This window comes from Pseudomonas rustica (assembly GCF_018336155.1).
Lineage (GTDB): Bacteria > Pseudomonadota > Gammaproteobacteria > Pseudomonadales > Pseudomonadaceae > Aquipseudomonas > Aquipseudomonas rustica.
In genome coordinates, this window is the sequence record NZ_JAGYHF010000004.1 from 411696 (window position 1) to 434959 (window position 23264).

The window sequence follows — 23264 nt, forward strand, 5'->3', positions numbered from 1 at the left end:
GAGCGAAGGAACCCGAGCATTAGCGAGGGCCGAACGTCAGGGCACAGACCTTTTGGTTACTTTTGGGGCGTTTGCCAAAAGTGACCCGCCGTAAGGGCGGAACCCTAACCAGCCATCACCACAACAACGGATATTCACCCAAAAACACCAGACAACAAAAAGGGCGCCCAAAGGCGCCCTCAGCGTAACAACAACGATCAAGCCATCTCAGCAGTGGTCTCGAAATCAAAGGTCAACTCACCATCCTTGATATCGATATGAACAACCCCACCATGCTCAGCCAACTCACCAAACAAGATCTCCTCCGCCAGCGGACGCTTGATCTTGTCCTGAATCAGACGAGCCATCGGACGCGCACCCATCGCCGCATCATAACCACCCGCCGCAATCCAGCTACGCGCCGCGTCAGTCACTTCCAGCAACACACGCTTGTCTTCCAGTTGCGCCTGAAGCTCGGTAAGGAACTTGTCCACCACACTTTTGATAACCTCATGACTGAGGCGACCAAACTGGATAATGGTGTCCAGACGGTTACGGAACTCCGGCGTGAAGCTCTTCTTGATCACTTCCATCGCATCAGACGAGTGATCCTGATGGGTGAAACCGATCGAAGCCCGCGCCGCCGTTTCAGCACCGGCGTTAGTGGTCATGATCACAATCACGTTGCGGAAGTCCGCCTTGCGCCCGTTGTTATCGGTCAGCGTACCGTGATCCATCACCTGCAGCAGCAGGTTGAAGACTTCCGGATGCGCCTTCTCGATCTCATCGAGCAGCAATACGCAGTGCGGCTGCTTGGTGATCGCTTCGGTCAACAGACCGCCCTGATCGAAACCGACATAGCCTGGAGGCGCACCGATCAGACGCGATACGGTGTGGCGCTCCATGTACTCGGACATGTCGAAACGAACCAGTTCAATGCCCAACGCCTTGGCCAATTGCCGCGCGGCCTCGGTTTTACCGACACCGGTCGGGCCGGCGAACAGGAACGAACCGACTGGCTTGTCAGGCGACTTGAGGCCGGCACGGGACAGTTTGATCGCAGTCGACAGCGAATCGATCGCCGCGTCCTGACCAAACACCGTCAGCTTCAGGTCACGCTCCAGGTTACGCAGCAGTTCCTTATCGGAGCTGGTGACATGCTTTGGCGGGATCCGCGCGATCTTCGCCACGATGTCTTCGACGTGCGGCACTTCGATGCGTTTGGCGCGCTTCTCGACCGGTTGCAGGCGCTGGTAGGCGCCCGCCTCGTCAATGACGTCAATGGCTTTGTCCGGCATGTGCCGATCATTGATATAGCGCGACGCCAGTTCAGCAGCGGCACGCAGCGCTTCGTCGCTGTATTCGATGTTGTGGTGCTGCTCGAAACGCCCTTTCAGGCCGCGCAGGATACCGATGGTGTCTTCCACCGACGGCTCGACGACATCAACCTTCTGGAAGCGACGCGCCAAGGCACGATCCTTCTCGAAGATGCCGCGGAATTCCTGGAACGTGGTCGAACCGATGCAGCGAATGTCGCCAGACGACAGCAGCGGCTTGAGCAGATTCGAAGCGTCCATAACCCCGCCCGACGCAGCGCCCGCACCAATAATGGTGTGGATCTCGTCGATAAACAGAATGGCTTGCGGACGTTTTTTCAGTTCATTGAGCAGCGCTTTGAAGCGCTTCTCGAAATCACCGCGATACTTGGTGCCCGCGAGCAGAGCACCAAGATCAAGCGAATAAACGACGCTACCCGCCAACAGATCCGGCACCTGGTTGTCGACAATACGCTTGGCCAGGCCTTCGGCAATCGCGGTTTTACCCACGCCTGCTTCGCCGACCAGCAGCGGATTGTTTTTGCGCCGACGCGCGAGAATCTGCGCGACACGCTCGACTTCCGACTCACGACCGACCAGTGGATCGATGCGACCCTGGCGCGCGAGTTCGTTGAGGTTGCTGGCATAAGCATCCAGAGGATTGCCTGAAGAAGAAGACTCACCGCCCTCGTCGTCCTGCATATCTTGTTCACCTTCAGAGTGATCGCCATGCCCCGGCACTTTGGAAATGCCATGGGCGATGTAGTTGACGACATCGATGCGCGCAACGCTCTGCTGTTTCAGCAGGAACACCGCCTGACTCTCTTGCTCACTGAAGATGGCAACCAGCACGTTAGCGCCAGTTACTTCGCGTTTGCCCGAGCTCTGTACGTGAAAAACAGCACGCTGCAGTACACGCTGGAAGCCCAGGGTTGGCTGGGTTTCGCGATCTTCGTCATGAACGGGGATCAATGGCGTGGTGGAGTCGATGAACTCCTGCAGGTCATGCTTGAGTTTGTCGAGGTTTGCGCCGCAGGCACGCAAAACGGTGGCGGCAGCCTCATTATCCAATAGGGCCAGCAGGAGATGTTCGACGGTCATGAATTCATGACGCTTCGAACGAGCCTCCTTGAAGGCTAAATTGAGGGTGACTTCGAGCTCGCGGTTTAACATAGCTTCACCTCATACCCAAGTGGTCGGCGATTAACCGTCCTTCTCGATTTCACAGAGTAGCGGATGCTGGCTTTCCCTGGCGTACTGGTTGACCTGCATGGCCTTTGTCTCGGCGATGTCGCGGGTAAACACTCCACATACTGCCCGTCCTTCTGTATGAACGGCCAGCATGACCTTGGTCGCCAGCTCGCGATTCAGGTTAAAAAACACCTCGAGCACTTCGACGACGAAATCCATCGGTGTGTAGTCATCGTTGAACAAAACCACCTTGTACATCGGCGGCGCCTGTAATGCAGGCTTTGCTTCCTGAACAGCAACGCCCGCCGAACCGTCGTCGTGTTCCTCCGGGTGATCCTTTTGGAAAGTCGGGCGATCCTGATTGAATGTTAGTCGAATCTGGCTGATTGCATGCATGGAAAGAAAGGTTCGTCAGTTGTGCAAATACAGTGGTGGGGGCGGTTGTACACGTTTTCAACTCCGACTGCCCGGTCACCTTGACTATCGGGAAAACGGTGTTACAACCAATAGAGCCCACAGTGGGTAAAAAAGATCCGCGGAGTCAATCCTTTTAACGGATTAGATTGCGGATGAATTGGATGATACTCCAGCGATGGAATCTGTTGCAGAGGGATTTGAGCATGGCAGTCGGCAAGGTGAAATGGTTCAACAATGCCAAGGGATTCGGTTTCATCAACACCGACACCCATGAGGGCCGCGATGAGGATGGCAAAGACATCGACTTCTTTGCCCATTATTCGGCCATTGAAATGGACGGGTACAAAACCCTTAAAGCAGGTCAAGCGGTGAGATTCGATATTGTGCAAGGCCCCAAAGGCCTGCATGCGGTGAAGATTACTTCGGCCGAAGTCTCGCCGGTGTCGAGCACGGTCGCCGCCGAAGAACAAACAGCGACCAGCTGACGCCGCAAACATTCAGCCATAAAAAAAACCGCCTGACTCAATTCATCGAGTCAGGCGGTTTTTGTGTACCTGCGTTTTACATGTGCGAGATCAGCGCATCACCGAAGCCCGAAGACGACACCAGTTTGGCCCCATCCATCAGACGTTCGAAGTCATAGGTCACGGTTTTGGCCGAGATAGCGCCATTGGTGCCTTTGATGATCAGATCCGCCGCTTCCGTCCAGCCCATGTGGCGCAGCATCATTTCTGCCGAAAGAATCAACGAACCCGGGTTGACCTGATCCTTGCCGGCGTACTTCGGCGCGGTACCGTGGGTGGCTTCGAACATCGCCACGGTGTCGGACAGGTTGGCGCCCGGCGCGATGCCGATACCGCCCACTTCTGCCGCCAGGGCATCGGAGAGGTAGTCACCGTTGAGGTTGAGGGTCGCGATCACATCGTATTCGGCCGGGCGCAGCAGGATCTGCTGGAGCATGGCGTCGGCGATGGCGTCTTTGACCACAACGTTCTTGCCGGTTTTCGGGTTTTTGAATTGCATCCACGGGCCGCCGTCGAGCAGGGTCGCGCCGAATTCTTCAGCGGCCACTTCGTAGGCCCACTCTTTGAAGGCACCTTCGGTGAACTTCATGATGTTGCCTTTGTGCACGATGGTCAGCGAATCGCGGTCGTTATCGACCACATATTGCAGAGCCTTGCGTGCCAGACGCTTGGTGCCTTCCAGCGAAACCGGCTTGACGCCGATGCCGCAGTTTTCGTCGAAACGGATCTTGGTGACGCCCATTTCTTCTTTAAGGAATTTGATGACCTTGGTGGCTTCCGGCGAACCGGCCTTCCACTCAATGCCGGCATAGATGTCTTCGGAGTTCTCGCGGAAGATCGTCATGTCGACGTCGCCAGGCTTTTTCACCGGGCTTGGCACGCCTTCAAACCAGCGCACCGGGCGCAGGCAGACGTACAGGTCGAGCTGCTGACGCAGGGCCACGTTCAGCGAACGGATGCCGCCACCGACCGGCGTGGTCAGCGGGCCTTTGATGGAAACCACGTAATCCTTGACCGCATCGAGAGTTTCCTGAGGCAGCCAGGTGTCCTGATCGTAAACCTGAGTGGCTTTTTCCCCGGCGAAGACTTCCATCCAGGAAATCTTGCGTTTACCGCCGTATGCCTTTTGAACTGCAGCATCGACAACCTTGATCATCACCGGGCTGATGTCGACACCAATGCCGTCACCTTCGATGAAGGGGATGATCGGGTTATCAGGAACATTGAGAGAATGGTCTGCATTGACGGTGATTTTGTCGCCGACGGCTGGAACCTGAATCTTCTTGTAACCCATGCTGAACTCCATTGTTTGGATTGAACATCTGGCTTGGTTCGAGCGTAACCCAGTTAAATCAACACGCAAACCCTCTGTTCCCGGCAATCGCACAACTCCTTTCGTACAACCCTGAAAGCAAAGGGAAAAGCGCCAAACTCAAGCATTCGCAGCGACTCTACGCGCCACCCTGCCCTGCGACCTTTAGACCAATGGACGAGATTGGTTGCATATGAACCATCGGCAGATTGCCAGCTACCTATGTATAATGCCCGCCGCTGACCACAGGGTCACGACGGCTGGCCTCTCTAGAACGAGACTTTCCGCCTGATTGGTCGGGTTGTTACCGCAGCCTGACTGCTTGACGCTCTACTGATGCACCCAACATCACCGCGAAGAATCTCGACATTCGGTTCATGGATGACTTTGAACGAACGCGCTTACCCGGCGCCCCTCGAGTTTCTGCGCACGCTTTAGCAAAGAAGAGAGAGTTAATCCGAATATGCCCACCCGCTCGAAGATCATCTATACCTTCACCGACGAAGCTCCAGCCCTCGCCACCTATTCCCTGCTGCCGATCATCGAGGCCTACACCGCTTCGGCCGATATCGCCGTGGAAACCCGCGATATCTCTCTTGCAGCACGTATTCTGGCCAGCTTCCCCGAGCAACTGGGTGACAAAGCCGTAGCCGACCACCTCGCCGAACTGGGCGACCTGGCCGTTACGCCTGAAGCCAACATCATCAAGCTGCCGAACATCAGCGCTTCGGTGCCTCAGCTGCAAGCCGCGATCAAAGAGCTGCAAGCCCAGGGTTACAACCTGCCGGACTACCCGGAAACCGTGACCAGCGACGCCGACAAAGAAGCCAAGGCGCGTTACGACAAGGTCAAGGGCAGCGCCGTGAACCCGGTTCTGCGTGAAGGCAACTCCGACCGTCGCGCTCCGCTGTCGGTGAAGAACTATGCGCGCAAGCACCCGCACAAAATGGGCGCCTGGGCCAAAGACTCAAAGTCCCACGTCGCTCACATGAGCACCGGCGATTTCTACGGCAGCGAAAAAGCTGCCCTGATCGACGCCGCTGACGCCGTGAAGATCGAGCTGATCGCCAAAGACGGCACCGCGACCGTTCTGAAAGAAAAAACCACCGTTCAGGCTGGCGAGATCCTCGACTGCGCCGTGATGAGCAAAAACGCCCTGCGCGCGTTCATCGCTGCTGAAATCGAAAGCGCCAAGGCCCAGGGTGTGCTGCTCTCGGTTCACCTGAAAGCGACCATGATGAAGGTCTCCGACCCGATCATGTTCGGCCAGATCGTTGCCGAGTTCTATAAAGACGCGCTGACCAAGCACGCTGCCGTGCTGGCCGAGATCGGCTTCAACCTGAACAACGGCATCGGCGATCTGTACGCTCGCATCAAAGCGCTGCCGGCTGAGCAGCAAGCGCAGATCGAAGCCGACATGGCAGCGGTCTACGCTGCTCGTCCGTCGCTGGCGATGGTCAACTCCGACAAAGGCATCACCAACCTGCACGTGCCGAGCGACGTTATCGTCGACGCCTCGATGCCAGCGATGATCCGTGACTCCGGCAAAATGTGGGGCACTGACGGTCAACTGCACGACACCAAGGCTGTGATTCCGGATCGTTGCTACGCGACCATCTACCAAGCCGTGATCGAAGATTGCAAAGCCAATGGCGCTTTCGACCCGACCACCATGGGCAGCGTGCCAAACGTGGGTCTGATGGCGAAGAAAGCCGAAGAGTACGGCTCGCACGACAAGACCTTCCAGATCAAAGCTGACGGCGTGGTTCGCGTGACCGACAGCAAAGGCACCCTGCTGATGGAACAGGCTGTTGAAGCCGGCGACATCTTCCGCATGTGCCAGACCAAAGACGCGCCGATCCAGGACTGGGTCAAACTGGCCGTCAACCGTGCTCGCGCCAGCAGCACGCCAGCGATTTTCTGGCTCGACCCAATGCGCGCTCACGACGGCGTAGTGATCGAGAAAGTTCAGGCTTACCTGAAGGATCACGACACGGCCGGTCTGGACATCCAGATCATGGCGCCGGTCGACGCGATGAAGTTCACCCTGCAGCGCACCCGCGAAGGCAAGGACACCATTTCGGTGACCGGCAACGTACTGCGCGACTACCTGACTGACCTGTTCCCGATCATGGAACTGGGCACCAGCGCCAAGATGCTGTCGATCGTGCCGCTGATGAACGGCGGTGGCCTGTTCGAAACCGGCGCTGGCGGTTCGGCGCCGAAGCACGTGCAGCAACTGGTTGAAGAGAACTTCCTGCGCTGGGATTCGCTGGGCGAGTTCCTCGCACTGGCAGCGTCCCTTGAGCATCTGGGCGTGAACTACAACAACCCGAAAGCGCTGGTGCTGTCGAAAACCCTGGATCAGGCCACTGGCCAATTCCTCGACAACAACAAGTCGCCATCGCGCAAAGTCGGCAACATCGACAACCGCGGCAGCCACTTCTACCTGGCGATGTACTGGGCTCAGGCCCTGGCCGCCCAGACTGAAGATGCGGCACTGCAAGCGCAGTTCGCGACTCTGGCCAAGACTCTGACCGAGAACGAAGCAACCATCGTTGCCGAACTCAACGCCGTTCAGGGCAAGCCAGTCGACATCGGCGGTTACTACCACGCCAATGCCGAGCTGATCAGCAAGGCCATGCGCCCAAGCGCAACCCTCAACGCGGCGATTGCTGCGCTGGTTTAAGGTTGTAAAGGGAACATCACAAACCCCGGCCTAGTGCCGGGGTTTGTGTTTCCGGGTTTTATGATCACCACAAACCCTGTGTGGGAGCGGGCTTGCTCGCGAATGCGGTTTATCATTCAACCTCTTCATTGACTGACCCACCGCTTTCGCGAGCAAGCCCGCTCCCACAGGGGATTGGGTTTCAATTCAATATTTGAGGAAGACTCATGGAATGGCTCCCCCACATCACCGTCGCCACCATCGTCGAGGACAACGGTCGCTTCCTGATGGTTGAAGAACACAAAGCCGGGCGCAATGTGCTCAACCAGCCCGCCGGTCATCTCGATCCGGACGAAACCCTGATCGACGCCGCCATCCGCGAAACCCTTGAAGAAACCGGCTGGGACGTCGAGCCCACAGGCGTCATCGGCATTTACCTCTACACCGCCCCGAGCAACGGCGTGACCTATCAGCGCGTGTGCTTCAGCGCCAAAGCGGTGAAACATCACCCGGATTACCAATTGGACGACGGCATCGTCGGCGCCAAGTGGCTGACCCGCGACGAATTAATGGCCCAGCGCGACAACTGGCGCAGTGAGCTGATCATCCGTTGCATCGACGATTATCTGGCCGGGCATCACTTCAGCCTCGAACTGATCCGCCCTTCTCTTTAGCCTTGAGGCCGCGAGCCTGCTAGAATCGCGTCCTTTTTCAAGACACTCATTGAATCCCTATGCGTGATCCAGCCCCTTCTGACACATCCAAGAAGCGCGTCATTGTCGGCATGTCCGGCGGCGTGGACTCTTCCGTTTCCGCTCTCCTGCTGATCGAGCAGGGCTATGAAGTGGAAGGCCTGTTCATGAAGAACTGGGAAGAAGACGACGGAACGGAATACTGCACCGCCATGGACGACCTGGCGGATGCCCAGGCTGTCTGCGACAAAATCGGTATCAAACTGCACACCGCCAACTTCGCCGCCGAATACTGGGACAATGTGTTCGAGCACTTCCTGGCCGAATACAAGGCCGGGCGTACGCCGAACCCGGACATCCTCTGCAACCGCGAGATCAAGTTCAAGGCGTTCCTCGACTACGCCATGATGCTCGGCGCCGACCTGATCGCCACCGGCCACTACGTGCGCCGCCGTGACATCGATGGCCGCACCGAACTGCTCAAAGGCCTCGATCCGAACAAGGATCAGAGCTACTTCCTGCACGCCGTTGGCGGCGAACAGATCGCCAAGACCCTGTTCCCGGTCGGCGAACTGGAAAAGCCGGAAGTCCGTGCAATTGCCGAGAAATATGAGCTGGCGACCGCCAAGAAGAAGGATTCCACCGGGATCTGCTTCATCGGCGAGCGTCGTTTCAGCGACTTCCTCAAGCAATACCTGCCAGCGCAGCCGGGCGAAATCAAAACCACCGAAGGCGAAGTCATCGGCCGTCACCACGGCTTGATGTACCACACCATCGGTCAGCGTCAGGGCCTCGGCATCGGCGGATTGAAAGACGCCGGCGACGAGCCGTGGTACGTGCTGCGCAAGGATCTCGACACCAACGAGCTGATCGTCGGCCAAGGCAACAACCATCCGTGGCTGTTCTCCGGCGCCCTGCTCGCTTCGGAAATCTATTGGGTCAACCCGATCGACCTGAGCCAGCCGCTGCGCCTGACCGCCAAGGTTCGCTATCGCCAGAGCGATCAGGCCTGCACCCTGGAAAAAACTGCCAATGGCTACCGCGCCGTGTTCGACGAGCCGCAACGCGCGGTGACGCCGGGCCAGTCCGTGGTGTTCTATGACGGTGAAATCTGTCTCGGCGGCGGCGTGATCGAAGTGGCCGAGCCGTGGAGCGGCCAGGCATGAGCCCGACTCAGGAGCAACTGACGGCGCTGGGCGGCGTGTTTCTCGCCGCCGTGCTGGTCGACCGGATCGCCAAAAGCGGCCAGACCAGCGAAGCCGGCCTGACGTGCATGCTCGGCAGCCTGCTGGTGCGCGACCCGAAAGACACGCTGGACGTGTACGGCGGCGATGACCTCAATCTGCGCGAAGGCTATCGGGCGTTGATCGGCGCCCTCGAACGCGACCCGAGCACTTTGCAGCGCGAGCCATTGCGTTATGCCCTGTCGATGCTCGGCCTGGAACGCCAACTGGCGAAACGTGGCGACATGCTCGATGTGATCGGCAAACGTCTGCCGCAGATTCAGTCGCAGGTCGAACATTTCGGCCCGGCCCATGAAAACGTGATTGCGGCGTGCGGTGCGCTGTATCAGGACACCCTGAGCACCCTGCGCCAACGGATTCAGGTACACGGCGACATGCGCAACCTGCAACAACCGAGCAACGCCTCGAAGATTCGCGCCCTGCTGCTCGCCGGCATCCGTTCGGCACGCCTGTGGCGACAGCTCGGCGGCCATCGCTGGCAGTTGGTGATCAGCCGGCGCAAGCTGCTCAAAGAGCTGTATCCGTTGATGCGCAGCGAGTAATTCGCCCTGCAATAAAAGCTTTGTAGTCTGTAACGCGTAATACGCCGGTCAGTTGGCAACGGACCGGCGGATTTTTTCATGTATGATACGCGCCCCATTTCGTTGCCCGACTGTCCGAGAACACCCCATGCAGCTTTCTTCGCTCACTGCGGTTTCCCCTGTTGACGGCCGCTACGCCGGCAAAACCCAGGCCCTGCGCCCGATTTTCAGCGAGTACGGTTTGATCCGTGCCCGTGTTCTGGTTGAAGTGCGCTGGCTCCAGCGCCTGGCCGCCCACGCTGGTATCCCAGAAGTGCCAGCCTTCTCCGCCGAGGCCAACGCCGTTCTCAATGAACTGGCTGAAAACTTCTCGCTGGAGCACGCCGAGCGCGTCAAAGAGATCGAGCGCACCACCAACCACGACGTCAAAGCGATCGAATACCTGCTCAAAGAGCAGGCGGCCAAGCTGCCGGAGCTGGCCAATGTCAGCGAGTTCATCCACTTTGCCTGCACCAGCGAAGACATCAATAACCTGTCCCACGCCTTGATGCTGCGTGAAGGCCGTGACGACGTGATGCTGCCGCTGATGCGCCAGACCGCCGAAGCCATCCGCGAACTGGCCATCCGTTTCGCTGACGTGCCGATGCTGTCGCGCACCCACGGTCAACCGGCCTCGCCGACTACTCTGGGTAAAGAGCTGGCGAACGTGGTTTACCGTCTCGAGCGTCAGATTGCTCAAGTCGCTGCCGTACCGCTGCTGGGCAAGATCAACGGCGCTGTCGGCAACTACAACGCGCACCTGTCGGCCTACCCGCAGATCGACTGGGAAGCCAATGCCCGCGCCTTCATCGAAGACGAGCTGGGTCTGGGTTTCAACCCGTACACCACGCAGATCGAACCGCACGACTACATCGCCGAGCTGTTCGACGCGATCGCGCGCTTCAACACCATCCTGATCGACTTCGACCGTGACATCTGGGGCTACATCTCCCTGGGTTATTTCAAGCAGCGCACCATCGCTGGCGAAATCGGTTCGTCGACCATGCCGCACAAGGTCAACCCGATCGACTTCGAAAACTCCGAAGGCAACCTGGGTATCGCCAACGCACTGTTCCAGCACCTGGCGAGCAAACTGCCGATCTCCCGCTGGCAGCGCGACCTGACCGACTCCACCGTACTGCGTAACCTCGGTGTCGGCTTCGCCCACAGCGTGATCGCGTACGAAGCCAGCCTCAAAGGCATCAGCAAACTCGAGCTGAACGCTCAGAAGATTGCCGCTGACCTCGACGCTTGCTGGGAAGTGCTGGCTGAGCCGATCCAGACCGTGATGCGCCGCTACAACATCGAAAACCCGTACGAGAAGCTGAAAGAACTGACCCGCGGCAAGGGCATCAGCCCTGAAGCGCTGCAGACTTTCATCGATGGTCTGGACATGCCAGCGGAAGCGAAAGCCGAGCTCAAGCAACTGACCCCGGCCAACTACATCGGCAATGCTGTAGCGCAAGCCAAACGCATCTGATCGACCGTTTGCCCCGTTTGAGACGCCCGGCCGCGCCGGGCGTTTTTATTCCCGTCTGAAAAGTGCTTTTTTTCAATAGGTTACACATGAATCCTGATATTCCTCTGCAACTTCTGGGTGGCATCACCGCACGCGAATTCCTGCGCGACTACTGGCAGAAAAAACCGCTGCTGATCCGCCAGGCAATCCCTGACTTCGAAAGCCCGATCGACGCCGACGAGCTGGCGGGTCTGGCCCTGGAAGAAGAAGTCGAATCGCGTCTGGTGATCGAGCACGGCGAGCGCCCATGGGAATTGCGTCGCGGCCCGTTCGCTGAAGACGAATTCAGCAAATTGCCGGAAAAAGAGTGGACGTTGCTGGTTCAGGCCGTCGATCAGTTCGTGCCGGAAGTCAGCGAGCTGCTGGAAAACTTCCGCTTCCTGCCGAGCTGGCGCGTCGACGACGTGATGATCAGCTTCGCCGCCCCGGGTGGCAGCGTCGGCCCGCACTTCGACAACTACGACGTGTTCCTGCTGCAAGGTCACGGCAAGCGCAACTGGAAAATTGGCCAGATGTGCGACTCCGAGAGCCCGCTGCTGCAACACGCGGATCTGCGCATCCTCGCTGAATTCCACGAGACCGAAGAGTGGACGCTGGAACCGGGCGACATGCTCTACCTGCCGCCACGTCTGGCTCACTGTGGTGTCGCGGTCGACAACTGCATGACCTACTCGGTCGGTTTCCGCGCGCCGAGCGCCTCTGAGGTGCTGACCCACTTCACCGACTTCCTCAGCCAGTTCCTGACTGACGAAGAGCGCTACACCGACGCCGACGCGCAGCCAGCCGCTGACCCGCATCAGATTCAACACGATGCGCTGGATCGCCTCAAAGCCCTGCTCGCCGAGCACATGAGCGACGAGCGTCTGCTGCTGACCTGGTTCGGCCAGTACATGACCGAGCCGCGCTACCCGGAACTGGTCAGCGGCCCTGACGACGTCGAGGAAGAAGAATTCCTCAACGCCCTGCAAGACGGCGCCGTGCTGATCCGTAATCCGAGCGCGCGTCTGGCGTGGTCGGAAGTCGATGACGACCTGCTGCTGTTCGCCAGCGGCCAGAGCCGCTACCTGCCGGGCAAACTGCGCGAGCTGCTGAAACTGATCTGCGCCGCCGACGCCCTGCACGCCGACAACCTCGGCGAGTGGCTGAACGACGAAGACGGTGCCGGCCTGCTCTGCGAACTGGTCAAGCAAGGCAGCTTGGGGTTCGCTGATGAATAAGATTCGCGTTCGTGTCGCAGACTGGCAGAAGGACATCGCCGAGATCCGGCGCATTCGTGAAACGGTGTTCATTGCCGAGCAATCGGTGCCACCTGAGTTGGAATGGGACGCGGACGACGCCAGCGCCGTGCATTTCCTGGCGTTTGAAGGCGACTTCCCGATCGGCACTGCGCGCCTGTTGCCTGACGGCCACATCGGCCGCGTGTCGGTGCTGAAAGACTGGCGCGGGATGAAGGTCGGTGATGCGCTGATGCAAGCGGTCATCGCCGAAGCGGAAGCACGCGGCTTGAAAGAGCAGATGCTCAGCGCGCAAGTGCAAGCCACGGCGTTCTATGAGCGCCTGGGCTTCAGCCTGGTCAGCGAGGAATTCCTCGAAGCCGGGATTCCGCACGTCGACATGGTTCGCCATTCGGCCTGAACCCCGCCCTGATCGTTCCCACGCAGAGCGTGGGAACGATCATGCAAACCCTGTGGCGAGGGGATTTATCCCCGTTCGGCTGCGCAGCAGTCGCCAACCCGACAAACTCGGTCTACTTGATGCACCGCGCTCTCAGGATTTGGGGCTGCTTCGCAGCCCATCGGGGATAAATCCCCTCGCCACAAAAGCAGTTCTCGAAACGCCTCGGCATCCAACGATGCCGGGGCGTTTTGCTGTCCAGGATTCAACTTGCCCCACCCGAGGCCGACAAACTGGCAATATCAAGCCTTTCGAACGCGGAGATAACGGACATGTCCCTACTCACCCTGCTCACCACCCTGCTGCTCGGTTGCAGTTTTTCGGTGATGGCAGCCACAGAAATCGTCCCCCTCAAGTACCACACCAGCGCCGATATGTTGCCGGTGGCGCAGGACTTCATCGGTCAGGATGGCCAGGTCAGCGCCTACGGCAACCAGCTCATCGTCAAAGCCGAGCCGGGCAAGATTCAGGAACTCAAGGATCTGCTGTCACAACTCGACACCGCGCCCAAACGCCTGCTGATCACCGTCGACACCAACGAAAACAATGGTCGCGGCGATGAAGGCTACTCCGTCAACGGCGCCCCGCCGAACCAGACCCGCATCATCAGCCGCAGCACCACCAGCCGTAACGGTGGCATTCAGCAAGTGCAGGCCAGTGAAGGCGCACCTGCGCTGATTCAAGTAGGCCAAAGCGTGCCGATCACCAGCAGCCAGAGTAATTCCTACGGCGATTACAGCAGCCAGACCCAGTATCGCAACGTCACTCAAGGGTTCTACGTGACCGCCAGCGTCACCGGCGACACCGTTCACCTGGCGATCAGTACCAACCGTGACCGCATGAGCCAGGAACGTCCCGATGTAGTGAACGTGCAAAGCACTGACACAACCGTCACCGGCCGCCTCGGTGAGTGGATCACCCTCGCCGGCGTCAACAGCCAGACTCAGGCCGACAAACAGGGCCTGACCCGCAGCTACTCTACTCAAGGCCGGGATGACATGACCTTGCGGGTGAAAGTCGACACCTTGGACTAACTCACCGAAAACTGACTGATTAGTCGTATTAGACGAAAGATGTAGTGCTTGAAAAAAAGCACTACAAAACGTTTGACGAGGCAAAAAAGCAAAGGCATGATGGCCTCGCTCCCGCTAATCAGAGGCCCTGGCAAGGGCCTTCGAAGCGATGTTCGCACCTACCCCGCGAACCGCTTCGTGTCTGTACCGCCCACAAGGTGTGTTTGACGAGGTTGCCGACTGGAACGAAGTTGTCCCGAGGGACGGAAGCGTAATTAGGTAACCCGGCTCCACGCTGTAGACCGTATAGAGGCCCACGACGCCCGAATGCGCCCGCAGTCCGCCACTACCTGCTCACTTCCCCTCGAGCCCATCGTTCATCCCGTCGCCTACCCCGCCGAATCCGACTTGACCCTCTAAGCTTCTGGTCAGCGAGCGCAGGAATTTTCCACCGCAGAACAACTTTTCATAAAAGACGCGACGAGGTTTATCTCCATGGCACTGACACGCGAACAGCAAATTGCAGCCCTCGAAAAAGACTGGGCTGAAAACCCGCGCTGGAAAGGCGTGACACGCGCTTACTCCGCTGCTGACGTCGTCCGCCTGCGTGGCTCGGTTCAACCTGAGCACACTTTTGCAAAACTGGGCGCCGAGAAGCTGTGGAACCTGGTGACCCAGGGCGCCAAGCCGTCCTTCCGTCCCGAGAAAGATTTCGTCAACTGCATGGGCGCCCTGACCGGCGGCCAGGCTGTGCAACAAGTCAAAGCCGGTATCCAGGCGATTTACCTGTCGGGCTGGCAGGTTGCTGCGGACAACAACTCCGCCGAATCGATGTACCCGGATCAGTCGCTGTACCCGGTGGATTCGGTTCCAACCGTGGTCAAGCGCATCAACAACTCGTTCCGTCGTGCTGACCAGATCCAGTGGAAAGCCGGCAAAGGCCCGGGCGACGAAGGCTACATCGACTACTTCGCACCGATCGTGGCTGACGCTGAAGCCGGTTTCGGTGGCGTGCTGAACGCTTACGAGCTGATGAAAAGCATGATCGAAGCAGGCGCCGCCGGCGTTCACTTCGAAGACCAACTGGCTTCCGTGAAAAAATGCGGTCACATGGGCGGTAAAGTACTGGTTCCAACTCAGGAAGCCGTACAGAAGCTGACCGCTGCACGTCTGGCTGCTGACGTTGCCGGTACCCCGACCATCATTCTGGCACGTACCGACGCGAACGCCGCTGACCTGCTGACCTCCGATTGCGACCCGTACGACCAGCCGTTCGTGACTGGCGAGCGCACTCAGGAAGGTTTCTACAAGGTTCGTGCTGGCCTGGATCAAGCCATCGCTCGTGGTCTGGCTTACGCGCCATACGCCGACCTGATCTGGTGCGAAACTGCCAAACCGGATCTGGACGAGGCTCGTCGCTTCGCCGAAGCGATCAAAAAGGAATACCCGGACCAACTGCTGTCGTACAACTGCTCGCCTTCCTTCAACTGGAAGAAAAACCTGGACGACGCGACCATCGCCAAGTTCCAGCGCGAACTGTCCGCCATGGGTTACAAGCACCAGTTCATCACCCTGGCCGGCATTCACAACATGTGGCACAGCATGTTCAACCTGGCGCACGACTACGCCCGCAACGACATGACTGCTTACGTGAAACTGCAAGAGCAGGAATTCGCTGACGCCGCCAAGGGTTACACCTTCGTGGCTCACCAGCAGGAAGTGGGCACCGGCTACTTCGACGACATGACCACCGTGATTCAAGGTGGCTCGTCTTCGGTAACCGCACTGACCGGTTCGACTGAAGAAGAACAGTTCCACTGATTCTGCTTCGCCTGAGCAAACGGCCTCTGCGGATCGGATAGAAAGCTAACCGCAGAGCCGCAAAACTGACGCCCCGACTGGTTCGGGGCGTTTTTTTGTCTGGGATTTGGCGATCTGTTCAGGTGTTTAAACGCAAATCCGCATGCGCGTTTAAATTACACAAACCGTTACGCCATAAAGGCTACAACGCCTTGCGCCGTTACCTACGCCCACCTCAGAATCCGCCGGCATACGCTGCTATGGGTCGGGTTATATCGTTGCTCTGTCACTGAAAAACAGTGATCGGGTTTGGTAGCCCGTCTGTAATAGATGTATGGCGACACCTTATGCAGCCTCATTTGCGGCTCTGCTATATATGGTGGTCATGCGGGGGGCTCTTTCGGGAGCGCCGGGTTCCTATTGCAGCCGGTCTACCAACCCGCGTATGGCCGCCACCCTCGTTTGGTAGCGAGAAGTGATGGCTCCTGAAACTGCGATAGGAGCTTCATTCATGTTCAAAGCCACACCGAATCCGCCGGAAACCAATGCAATCCCGTTTGACCCGTCGCTCGAACCTCAAAAGATAAAAGAGGCGACAGACCGGGCCATCAATTTCTACCTCAACCCCGATTCACTGAAACTCTCAATCCCCTCGCGCAAAACCAGCAAGATCTTCCTGATCGACCCCGCCGTGGACGAAGAAACATTACTCGTCGAAGCCTGTGAATCGTTGGCCGCCGCCAACGACATGGCGCGTGAAATTGGCGATGTCGTCGACAACACACAACGCCGATCCCTGTTGATGCTGCATCAGGTAATCATGCTGAGTGAACTCATGGTCAATCGAGTCCTGGACGGCCGACGCCTGCCGCACTAACAAACTCCCCACAATCCCCCTGTAGGAGCTGCCGAAGGCTGCGATCTTTTGATCTTGGTTTTACAAAAACAGATCAAAAGCTCGCAGCCTTTGGCAGCTCCTACAGGGTGTCATTTATCCATCGGAGTTCCAGTTGATGTCCGAAACCACAAGCAATCCACCGGTCACAGACCCGGCGTCACCCTATGAATCACTCAATTCGAAAAAGCTTCATGCGGCGGCTGAGCGCGCGCTCGATCATTATCTTGCGCCTGAGAAAATCATGGCCACGCCGTACAGCCCCAGCACGCTGTTTATGGTTAATCCGCAATCTGATACCGAAACTTTGCTGGCCAATGCTTGCGAATCGCTGGCCTCGGCCACGGTGATGCTGGGTGATTTTGCCGGGATGCTGGAAGGGCCGAATCGCAATACGTTGCTGGGGATTGCGCAGGTGGTGATGTTGGGGGAATTGGCGGTGAACAAGGCGCTGGATAATGTTGTGCCGAGTGCGTGAACCGCGCCCCTCACCCCAACCTCTCCCAGAGTTATTGGGGACTGACCGAGTTGTCTGGGCGTTATACATCGACCTGAAAAATCCAGTCGATTATGGATTCAAAGCGGCACGTTCAAGTCGGCGTATCCCTCCAGCATCCCCCATTCAGTCCCCTCTCCCTCTGGGAGAGGGCTAGGGTGAGGGGCTTTTCAAGCTGACCGCTGATCGCTGATCGCGCAGGCAGAGCTGCTCAACAGCATCCGCGCAATCTTCAGTAAACGTCTGTAATGGATCAACGTCCTTTCCCCTCACCCCAGCCCTCTCCCGGAGGTAGAGGGAGCCGACCGAGGTGTCTGGCGTTATACATCGACATGAAAAATCCAGTCGATTATGGATTCAAAGCAGCACGTTCAAGTCGGCGTATCTCGTGAGCATCCCCCACTCAGTCCCCTCTCCCTCCGGGAGAGGGAGCCGACCGAGGTGTCTGGCGTTATACATCGACATGAAAAATCCAGTTGATTCTGGATTCGGCAAAGCATCCGCCCGCCATCCCCCGTCCTTGACACTCCCCCACCAAACACCCGCCACCTGTGACGACAATTCACACCCTCTTTGAACCATTTAGGGCTAATGCCCTCCCCTTTAAGCGCTTAGGGTACGGCCCATCGCCGTGTCGTTGCGGCGTTACAGACAATAATAAAGACGTTCATTCGAGGTACGAGCCGATGCGTGATGACAAAGACAAGGCTAACAACGAGCTAGGGAATGGCTTGAAAGGACGGCAGGTCACGATGATTTCGATCGGCGGCGTGATTGGCGCCGGTCTGTTTGTGGGTTCGAGTAATGCCATTGCCACCGCTGGCCCTGCGGTGTTGGTGTCGTATGTCTGCGCCGCGATCATTGTGGTGCTGGTCATGCAGATGCTCGGCGAGATGGCGACTGCGCGGCCGGACACCGGGTCGTTTTCTTCCTATGCCGATCAGGCGATTGGTCGCTGGGCCGGGTTTTCCATCGGTTGGTTGTACTGGTGGTTTTACGTGTTGGTGATTGCCATTGAAGCGATTGTTGCTGGCAATATTCTGGGCGACTGGCTGGGGATTTCGCATTGGGTGGCGGCGTTCGGCGTCACGTTCGCATTGATCCTGTGCAACAGCCTCAGCGTCGGTTCGTTCGGTACGCTGGAATATTGGTTGTCGCTGTTCAAAGTCGTGTCGATCGTCGGCTTCATCATCCTCGGCGTGCTGGCGATTTTCGGGATTTTGCCGGGCTCCTCGACCAGCGGGATTTCCAATCTGTACGCCAATGGCGGTTTCGCTCCCAACGGTAATGTGGCGATTGTCGCCGGGCTGCTGACAGCGATGTTCAGTTTCCAGGGCAGCGAAGTGGTGACCATTGCCGCCGCTGAATCCAAGGATCCGAAAGCCAACATCAAAAAAGCCATTCGTGCCGTGGTCTGGCGTCTGGGCTTGTTCTACCTCGGTTCGATGTTTGTGGTGGTGTGCCTGATTCCGTGGAACGCGCCGGATCTGGCGCAGGGTTCTTACCAGGCTGTGCTGAGCGCGATGAACATTCCGTGGGCGCCGCAGATCATGGGCATTGTTGTGCTGGTGGCGGTCACCAGTTGCCTCAATTCGGCGATCTACACCGCTTCGCGCATGGCCTACTCGCTGGCACGTCGCGGTGATGCGCCGAACGCGGTGTCGCACACCACCCGTCACGGCGTGCCGCTGCTGGCCGTCGCGCTGACTTCGGTCGCGGCGCTGACGGCGCTGACCGCCAACTATCTGCTGCCCAAGCAAGTGTTCCAGTTTCTGCTGGCCACCAGCGGCGCATTGGCCTTGCTGATGTACCTGGTGATCGCCGTCACGCAACTGTGCATGCGCCGCAAACTGGTCGCGCAGGGTAAAAAACTCGAAGTGCGCATGTGGATGTTTCCGTATCTGACGATCCTCACGATCGTGTTCATCCTCGGCGTGTTCGCGATCATGGCGGCCTTCCCCGGTCAGCGTGCGGAATTGCTTTCGACCCTCGGCCTGACTGCGGTGCTGGTGATCATCGGCGCGTATTTGCAGAAGTCGCAGCCCGAGCTGTCGGCACGACGCAGCGCCATGGCGCCAGTTGAACCCGCCACCCCGCAAGTATTGGCCTGAAAACCGCCCGCCGCTGTGACTGAGCGTCACAGCGAGTGTGCCGGCGACCTGCTTTTTCACGACTGATCTCCACCCTACTCTGCTTGAAACCCCGGCCAACAACCGGCCGGGGGTTATCAAAACTTACAAGGAACGCCTCATGAGTATTGCGCCTAAACCTGATGAACTGGCCATCCCCTATCAACTGCCGCAAGTGCCGTACATGGCGCCCGACATGGTGCACCCCGGCGTCCTCGGCCAATGGCTGGAAGACGATCAACTGTGGGTGCCGGTGACCGATTCGGTGTCGTTCAAACCGGTGTTGCTCAGCGTGTCCGGTGGCTACTACATCAACCTGCTGCGCGTGCGCAAAAGCGGCGTGCTCTCGCGTCATCGTCATACCGGCGGCGTGCACGCGATGGTGCTTAAAGGTCGCTGGTACTATCTGGAGCATGACTGGGTCGCCGAGGAAGGTTCGTTCGCGTTCGAGCCACCGGGCGAGACGCACACCCTGTTCGTGCCGGAAGATGTCGAAGAGATGATCACCTGGTTTCACGTGCAGGGCGGTTACACCTACGTTGATCCGCAGGGTGTAGCGGTCGGTTACGAAGACGTTTTCACCAAACTGGAAACCGCCCGCGCGCATTACAAAACGCTCGGGCTGCCAGACGATTACATCGAACAGTTCATTCGCTGATCGACGCCGTGGCAGGCGTCGGATCGACACGGGAGGCAAGTCTTGGATAACTACTCGCAGCTGCTGGCGTTTCTTTGGGCCACGGAGCACGGTAACTTTTCAGCGGCCTCTCGCGCCCACGGTCTGACGCCGTCGGCCATCAGCAAGCTGATTTCGCGTCTGGAAGATCGCTTGCAGGTGCGCCTGTTTCAACGCGGTACGCGCAGTTTGTCGCTGACCGAAGAAGGCGCGGCCTATCTGGTCAGCGCCCGCGCGGTGATCAACGCGATGGCCGAAGCCGACTCACTGGCCGAAGCGTTTCCGACGCGGGTCAGCGGCATGCTGCGGATTCACACGATGTCGACGTTTGCCAAACACCAGATCATTCCGTGGCTGCCGGAGTTTTTGGCGGCCTACCCCGGGTTGACGATTGATATCCAGATCGGCGCGCAATTTTCCGATCAGTTCGATCAAGGGCTGGATCTGGCGATTCACAGCGGCGTGTTGCCGGACTCCACGCGCATCGCCCGCAAGATTGGCCAGAGTCGCTGGATCATCTGCGCCTCCCCGGACTACCTCGCCCGCCAAGGAACGCCCGAGCACCCGCAGCAATTGCTCGATCACACCTGTTTCAGTTTTGGCTTCAACAGCGTGTGGAACGACTGGGATTTCCTCATCGATGGCAACCCGACCAGCATCCCGGTGATTCCCAAAGCGACTTTCGCTCAGGGTGATCTGCTGCGCGATCTGGCACTCAGCGGCGCGGGCATTGTGCGCTTGGCCGAGTTTCATATCGGCCACGACATCCGCGAAGGTCGCTTGATCCCGTTGCTGCAGAGCTACAGCCCGGACAGCTTCGAACCGATTTACATGATCTACACCAATCGCAAGCACCTCAGCCCCAGGATCCGCGTGTTCCGCGACTTTCTTGAACAGAAACTCGCGCAGAGTCCGTGGAACACCGAGCGCGGCTGAACGCTCACCTATTAATAAGCACAGAGGCTTCTATGCGTAACCTGATTGGCGATGTTTCCAGCGCCGCGCGCATCCTTCCGGAACTCAATGGCGAAACCCTGTTTATCCGCAACGGCAAGGATGCCTATGTGTATGACGATCAAGGTCGTCGCTACATCGACACCGCGCTTGGCTTTGGCGCGGTGCTGTTGGGGCATGCCAATAATCGTGTCAACGAACAGGTGGCGGCGGCGTTGGCCGATTCTGCCGCGCCGTCCTGGGCGCATGTTCGTGAACACGCGGCGGCTTCTGCGCTGGCGGCGCATACCGGCGCGCTGAGCAAAGTGATTTTCACCAACTCCGGCAGTGAAGCGGTGCACCTCGCCTGCCGCGCGGCTCGCGCTTATACCGGGCGCGGGCGTATCGCGAAAATGGCCGCGGGGTTCGATGGTTGGTTTGATGACGTCAGCTTTGGAAATGTGTCATCCAGTGAGGCGAATTTTGCTGACGGTCAGCGACCTTCTACGCCGCGCACCACGTTGCTGCGTTTCAATGATTTTGCTGATGTTGAGCGGTTGTTTGCTGAGGACTCGGACATTGCGGCGGTAATTCTTGAGCCGATGCTCGCCAATGCCGGCTGCATCATGCCGGCGGCGGGGTATTTGCTGCATGTGCAGGAAGTCGCGCATCGGCATGGCGCGCTGGTGATCTGCGATGAAGTGTTGATGGGGTTTCGTTTGTTCGCCGGGCTCGCGGGTTTGCAGGCAGGGCTGGATCCGGACATCGCCAGTGTTGGCAAGGCGATTGGTAATGGTGTGCCGGTGTCGGCGATTGTCGGTAAGCCGCATATTCTGGTGGGGTTTGAGGAAGGTCGGGTGCTGCGCGGCGGTACGTTCAGCGGCAACCCGATGGCCTGTGCGGCGGTGATCAGCACCTTGGCGCAACTGGATGATGCGGATTATCAGCGTTTGATTGCGCGGGGTGAGGCGCTGCGCGTTTCGGTGGAGGCCTCGTTCAAGGCGCACGGGATGACGGTGAGCACCAGCGGTTACGGCAATGTGTTCGGGATCTGGCCTTCGGCGCAGGCACCGACGAATTATGCCGAGGCGCTGGAATGTGGCGCTGCGGAGTTTAGTAAGGCGCTGCATTTGGCGTTGCGCGAGGCCGGGGTGTTGGTGATGCCTTCGCCTTATGGGCGGGTTTATTTGTCGTTTGCGCATGATGATGAGGTGGTTGAGGAAATGAAGGCTGCTTTTGAGGTCGCGGCTTCGACGCTAGCTGGGCGGTTTGGCTGAGAGGATTGGAGGAGACAGGCCTGGCGTGCAAGGCGTCGGGTCTGGGGGTGGTTGATTTACCGCTTTCGCGAGCAAGCCCGCTCCCACAGGGGTTCTCGGTAGTACACAAACCTCGGGCGCACCACAAATCATTGTAGGAGCTGAGCTTGCTCGCGAAGGCGGCGTGTCAGGCGATAAATGGGTCGGCTGATCTGGCGCTTTCGCGAGCAAGCTTTGCTCCTACGGGGTTCTCTGTCGTACAAAAAACTCGGCGACGCCACAAATCAGTGTGGGAGCGGGCTTGCTCGCGAAGGCGGTGTGTCAGGCAATAAATGTGTTGGCTGATCTACCGCTTTCGCGAGCAAGCCCGCTCCCACAGGGTTCTCGGTAGTACACAAAACCCCAGGCACACCACAAATTGATGTAGGAGTGAGCCTGCTCGCGATGGCTTAAAATCAGCCAACATCTTCGGTACATACACACCGCTATCGCGAGCAGGCTCACTCCTACAAGGTTCGTGTCCACGCCACAAATCAGTGTGGGAGCGGGCTTGATCGCGAAGGCGGTGTGTCAGGCAATAAATGTGTTGGCTGATCTACCGCTTTCGCGAGCAGGCTCGCTCCCACAGGGTTCTCGGTAGTACACAAAACCCCAGGCTCACTCCTACAAGGTTCGTGTCAACGCCACAAATCAGTGTGGGAGCGGGCTTGCTCGCGAAGGCGGTGTGTCAGGCAATAGATGTGTTGGCTGATCTGGCGCTTTCGCGAGCAGGCTCGCTCCCACAGGGATCTGCGGTGCTCGGACAAAACATTGATCCAGAGCGGTAGCGGTGTAGGAAAATTCGTGTAAAACGGGCGCCGTCGCTACTTGCAGTAACGTGCAAGTAAGACAACTTCCCAATACCTCATCCGTTAAACAGTTACAAAACCGCGCCAAACAATATTGATTATCATTTAGCAGCAACTATGTT

The 23264-nt window shown here is 58.3% G+C and carries 19 protein-coding genes; 16 read left to right on the plus strand and 3 right to left on the minus strand.

Going from position 1 to position 23264, the window contains the following annotated elements; all coding sequences use genetic code 11:
• Positions 1-197 precede the first annotated feature (197 nt).
• Both clpA and clpS read right to left on the minus strand, forming a co-directional pair.
• Complete coding sequence (gene clpA, locus KFS80_RS09880) at positions 198-2468, minus strand: ATP-dependent Clp protease ATP-binding subunit ClpA (protein WP_053121600.1); 2271 nt, start codon at positions 2466-2468, stop codon at positions 198-200.
• A 30-nt stretch (positions 2469-2498) separates the two neighbouring features.
• Positions 2499-2882, minus strand: a complete 384-nt coding sequence (gene clpS, locus KFS80_RS09885; RefSeq protein ID WP_053121602.1) for an ATP-dependent Clp protease adapter ClpS — start codon at positions 2880-2882, stop codon at positions 2499-2501.
• Between the two features lie 224 nt (positions 2883-3106).
• Here clpS and KFS80_RS09890 point away from each other — a divergent pair, with 224 nt between their 5' ends.
• Entirely contained in the window at positions 3107-3388 is a 282-nt protein-coding gene (locus KFS80_RS09890; RefSeq protein WP_053121605.1) for a cold shock domain-containing protein, read from the plus strand.
• A 76-nt stretch (positions 3389-3464) separates the two neighbouring features.
• On the opposite strand, the gene icd is transcribed toward KFS80_RS09890, so the two are convergent.
• Positions 3465-4721 (minus strand): NADP-dependent isocitrate dehydrogenase, encoded by a 1257-nt coding sequence (gene icd, locus KFS80_RS09895; protein WP_159813875.1) that lies wholly within the window; start codon positions 4719-4721, stop codon positions 3465-3467.
• A gap of 481 nt (positions 4722-5202) precedes the next feature.
• Between icd and KFS80_RS09900 the strand changes: the two genes are divergently transcribed.
• The 15 genes from KFS80_RS09900 (at position 5203) to KFS80_RS09970 (ending at position 22315) form a co-directional block, all read left to right on the plus strand.
• On the plus strand, positions 5203-7428 hold the full coding sequence (locus KFS80_RS09900; protein ID WP_212544693.1) for an NADP-dependent isocitrate dehydrogenase: 2226 nt from the start codon (positions 5203-5205) through the stop codon (positions 7426-7428).
• A 206-nt stretch (positions 7429-7634) separates the two neighbouring features.
• On the plus strand, positions 7635-8081 hold the full coding sequence (locus KFS80_RS09905) for an NUDIX hydrolase (RefSeq protein ID WP_212544694.1): 447 nt from the start codon (positions 7635-7637) through the stop codon (positions 8079-8081).
• A 59-nt stretch (positions 8082-8140) separates the two neighbouring features.
• On the plus strand, positions 8141-9265 hold the full coding sequence (gene mnmA, locus KFS80_RS09910) for a tRNA 2-thiouridine(34) synthase MnmA (protein WP_122661291.1): 1125 nt from the start codon (positions 8141-8143) through the stop codon (positions 9263-9265).
• Positions 9262-9885 carry a high frequency lysogenization protein HflD gene (gene hflD, locus KFS80_RS09915; RefSeq protein WP_053121613.1) on the plus strand — a complete coding sequence of 208 codons (624 nt, stop codon included), beginning with the start codon at positions 9262-9264 and terminating at the stop codon, positions 9883-9885. Before mnmA ends, hflD begins: the two co-directional genes overlap by 4 nt.
• Positions 9886-10012: 127 nt before the next feature.
• The gene (purB, locus tag KFS80_RS09920; RefSeq protein WP_159813879.1) at positions 10013-11383 is read left to right on the plus strand and encodes an adenylosuccinate lyase; all 1371 of its coding nucleotides are present in this window, start codon (positions 10013-10015) and stop codon (positions 11381-11383) included.
• Between the two features lie 86 nt (positions 11384-11469).
• The gene (locus tag KFS80_RS09925) at positions 11470-12639 is read left to right on the plus strand and encodes a ribosomal protein uL16 3-hydroxylase (protein ID WP_053121616.1); all 1170 of its coding nucleotides are present in this window, start codon (positions 11470-11472) and stop codon (positions 12637-12639) included.
• Positions 12632-13057, plus strand: a complete 426-nt coding sequence (locus KFS80_RS09930) for a GNAT family N-acetyltransferase (RefSeq protein ID WP_053121618.1) — start codon at positions 12632-12634, stop codon at positions 13055-13057. Before KFS80_RS09925 ends, KFS80_RS09930 begins: the two co-directional genes overlap by 8 nt.
• A 311-nt stretch (positions 13058-13368) precedes the next feature.
• Positions 13369-14130 carry a secretin N-terminal domain-containing protein gene (locus KFS80_RS09935; RefSeq protein WP_212544695.1) on the plus strand — a complete coding sequence of 254 codons (762 nt, stop codon included), beginning with the start codon at positions 13369-13371 and terminating at the stop codon, positions 14128-14130.
• A 474-nt stretch (positions 14131-14604) separates the two neighbouring features.
• Positions 14605-15930, plus strand: a complete 1326-nt coding sequence (gene aceA, locus KFS80_RS09940; protein ID WP_008032724.1) for an isocitrate lyase — start codon at positions 14605-14607, stop codon at positions 15928-15930.
• 490 nt (positions 15931-16420) lie between these two features.
• Positions 16421-16786, plus strand: a complete 366-nt coding sequence (locus KFS80_RS09945) for a DUF6124 family protein (RefSeq protein WP_159813885.1) — start codon at positions 16421-16423, stop codon at positions 16784-16786.
• Positions 16787-16922: 136 nt separating this feature from the next.
• Positions 16923-17282: a DUF6124 family protein gene (locus KFS80_RS09950; protein ID WP_212544696.1), complete on the plus strand. Its 360-nt coding sequence runs from the start codon at positions 16923-16925 to the stop codon at positions 17280-17282.
• A gap of 704 nt (positions 17283-17986) precedes the next feature.
• A complete protein-coding gene (locus KFS80_RS09955) occupies positions 17987-19411 on the plus strand; it encodes an amino acid permease (protein WP_212544697.1) in 1425 nt (474 codons plus the stop codon).
• Positions 19412-19550: 139 nt separating this feature from the next.
• A complete protein-coding gene (locus tag KFS80_RS09960; RefSeq protein WP_159813890.1) occupies positions 19551-20087 on the plus strand; it encodes a 2,4'-dihydroxyacetophenone dioxygenase family protein in 537 nt (178 codons plus the stop codon).
• A gap of 42 nt (positions 20088-20129) precedes the next feature.
• Positions 20130-21041 carry a LysR family transcriptional regulator gene (locus KFS80_RS09965; protein WP_159813892.1) on the plus strand — a complete coding sequence of 304 codons (912 nt, stop codon included), beginning with the start codon at positions 20130-20132 and terminating at the stop codon, positions 21039-21041.
• 32 nt (positions 21042-21073) lie between these two features.
• Positions 21074-22315 (plus strand): aspartate aminotransferase family protein, encoded by a 1242-nt coding sequence (locus tag KFS80_RS09970; protein ID WP_212544698.1) that lies wholly within the window; start codon positions 21074-21076, stop codon positions 22313-22315.
• The last annotated feature ends 949 nt before the right edge of the window (positions 22316-23264 follow it).

Excerpts from the sequence above, each read along its gene's own strand:
- KFS80_RS09925 (WP_053121616.1), top strand. The coding sequence starts at position 11,470 with ATGAATCCTGATATTCCTCTGCAACTTCTGGGTGGCATCACCGCACGC.
- KFS80_RS09955 (WP_212544697.1), top strand. The coding sequence starts at position 17,987 with ATGCGTGATGACAAAGACAAGGCTAACAACGAGCTAGGGAATGGCTTG.
- KFS80_RS09945 (WP_159813885.1), top strand. The coding sequence starts at position 16,421 with ATGTTCAAAGCCACACCGAATCCGCCGGAAACCAATGCAATCCCGTTT.
- icd (WP_159813875.1), bottom strand. The coding sequence starts at position 4,721 with ATGGGTTACAAGAAGATTCAGGTTCCAGCCGTCGGCGACAAAATCACC.
- KFS80_RS09905 (WP_212544694.1), top strand. The coding sequence starts at position 7,635 with ATGGAATGGCTCCCCCACATCACCGTCGCCACCATCGTCGAGGACAAC.
- KFS80_RS09950 (WP_212544696.1), top strand. The coding sequence starts at position 16,923 with ATGTCCGAAACCACAAGCAATCCACCGGTCACAGACCCGGCGTCACCC.
- KFS80_RS09960 (WP_159813890.1), top strand. The coding sequence starts at position 19,551 with ATGAGTATTGCGCCTAAACCTGATGAACTGGCCATCCCCTATCAACTG.
- aceA (WP_008032724.1), top strand. The coding sequence starts at position 14,605 with ATGGCACTGACACGCGAACAGCAAATTGCAGCCCTCGAAAAAGACTGG.
- KFS80_RS09900 (WP_212544693.1), top strand. The coding sequence starts at position 5,203 with ATGCCCACCCGCTCGAAGATCATCTATACCTTCACCGACGAAGCTCCA.
- KFS80_RS09930 (WP_053121618.1), top strand. The coding sequence starts at position 12,632 with ATGAATAAGATTCGCGTTCGTGTCGCAGACTGGCAGAAGGACATCGCC.
- clpA (WP_053121600.1), bottom strand. The coding sequence starts at position 2,468 with ATGTTAAACCGCGAGCTCGAAGTCACCCTCAATTTAGCCTTCAAGGAG.
- KFS80_RS09935 (WP_212544695.1), top strand. The coding sequence starts at position 13,369 with ATGTCCCTACTCACCCTGCTCACCACCCTGCTGCTCGGTTGCAGTTTT.
- KFS80_RS09970 (WP_212544698.1), top strand. The coding sequence starts at position 21,074 with ATGCGTAACCTGATTGGCGATGTTTCCAGCGCCGCGCGCATCCTTCCG.
- KFS80_RS09890 (WP_053121605.1), top strand. The coding sequence starts at position 3,107 with ATGGCAGTCGGCAAGGTGAAATGGTTCAACAATGCCAAGGGATTCGGT.
- mnmA (WP_122661291.1), top strand. The coding sequence starts at position 8,141 with ATGCGTGATCCAGCCCCTTCTGACACATCCAAGAAGCGCGTCATTGTC.
- hflD (WP_053121613.1), top strand. The coding sequence starts at position 9,262 with ATGAGCCCGACTCAGGAGCAACTGACGGCGCTGGGCGGCGTGTTTCTC.
- clpS (WP_053121602.1), bottom strand. The coding sequence starts at position 2,882 with ATGCATGCAATCAGCCAGATTCGACTAACATTCAATCAGGATCGCCCG.
- purB (WP_159813879.1), top strand. The coding sequence starts at position 10,013 with ATGCAGCTTTCTTCGCTCACTGCGGTTTCCCCTGTTGACGGCCGCTAC.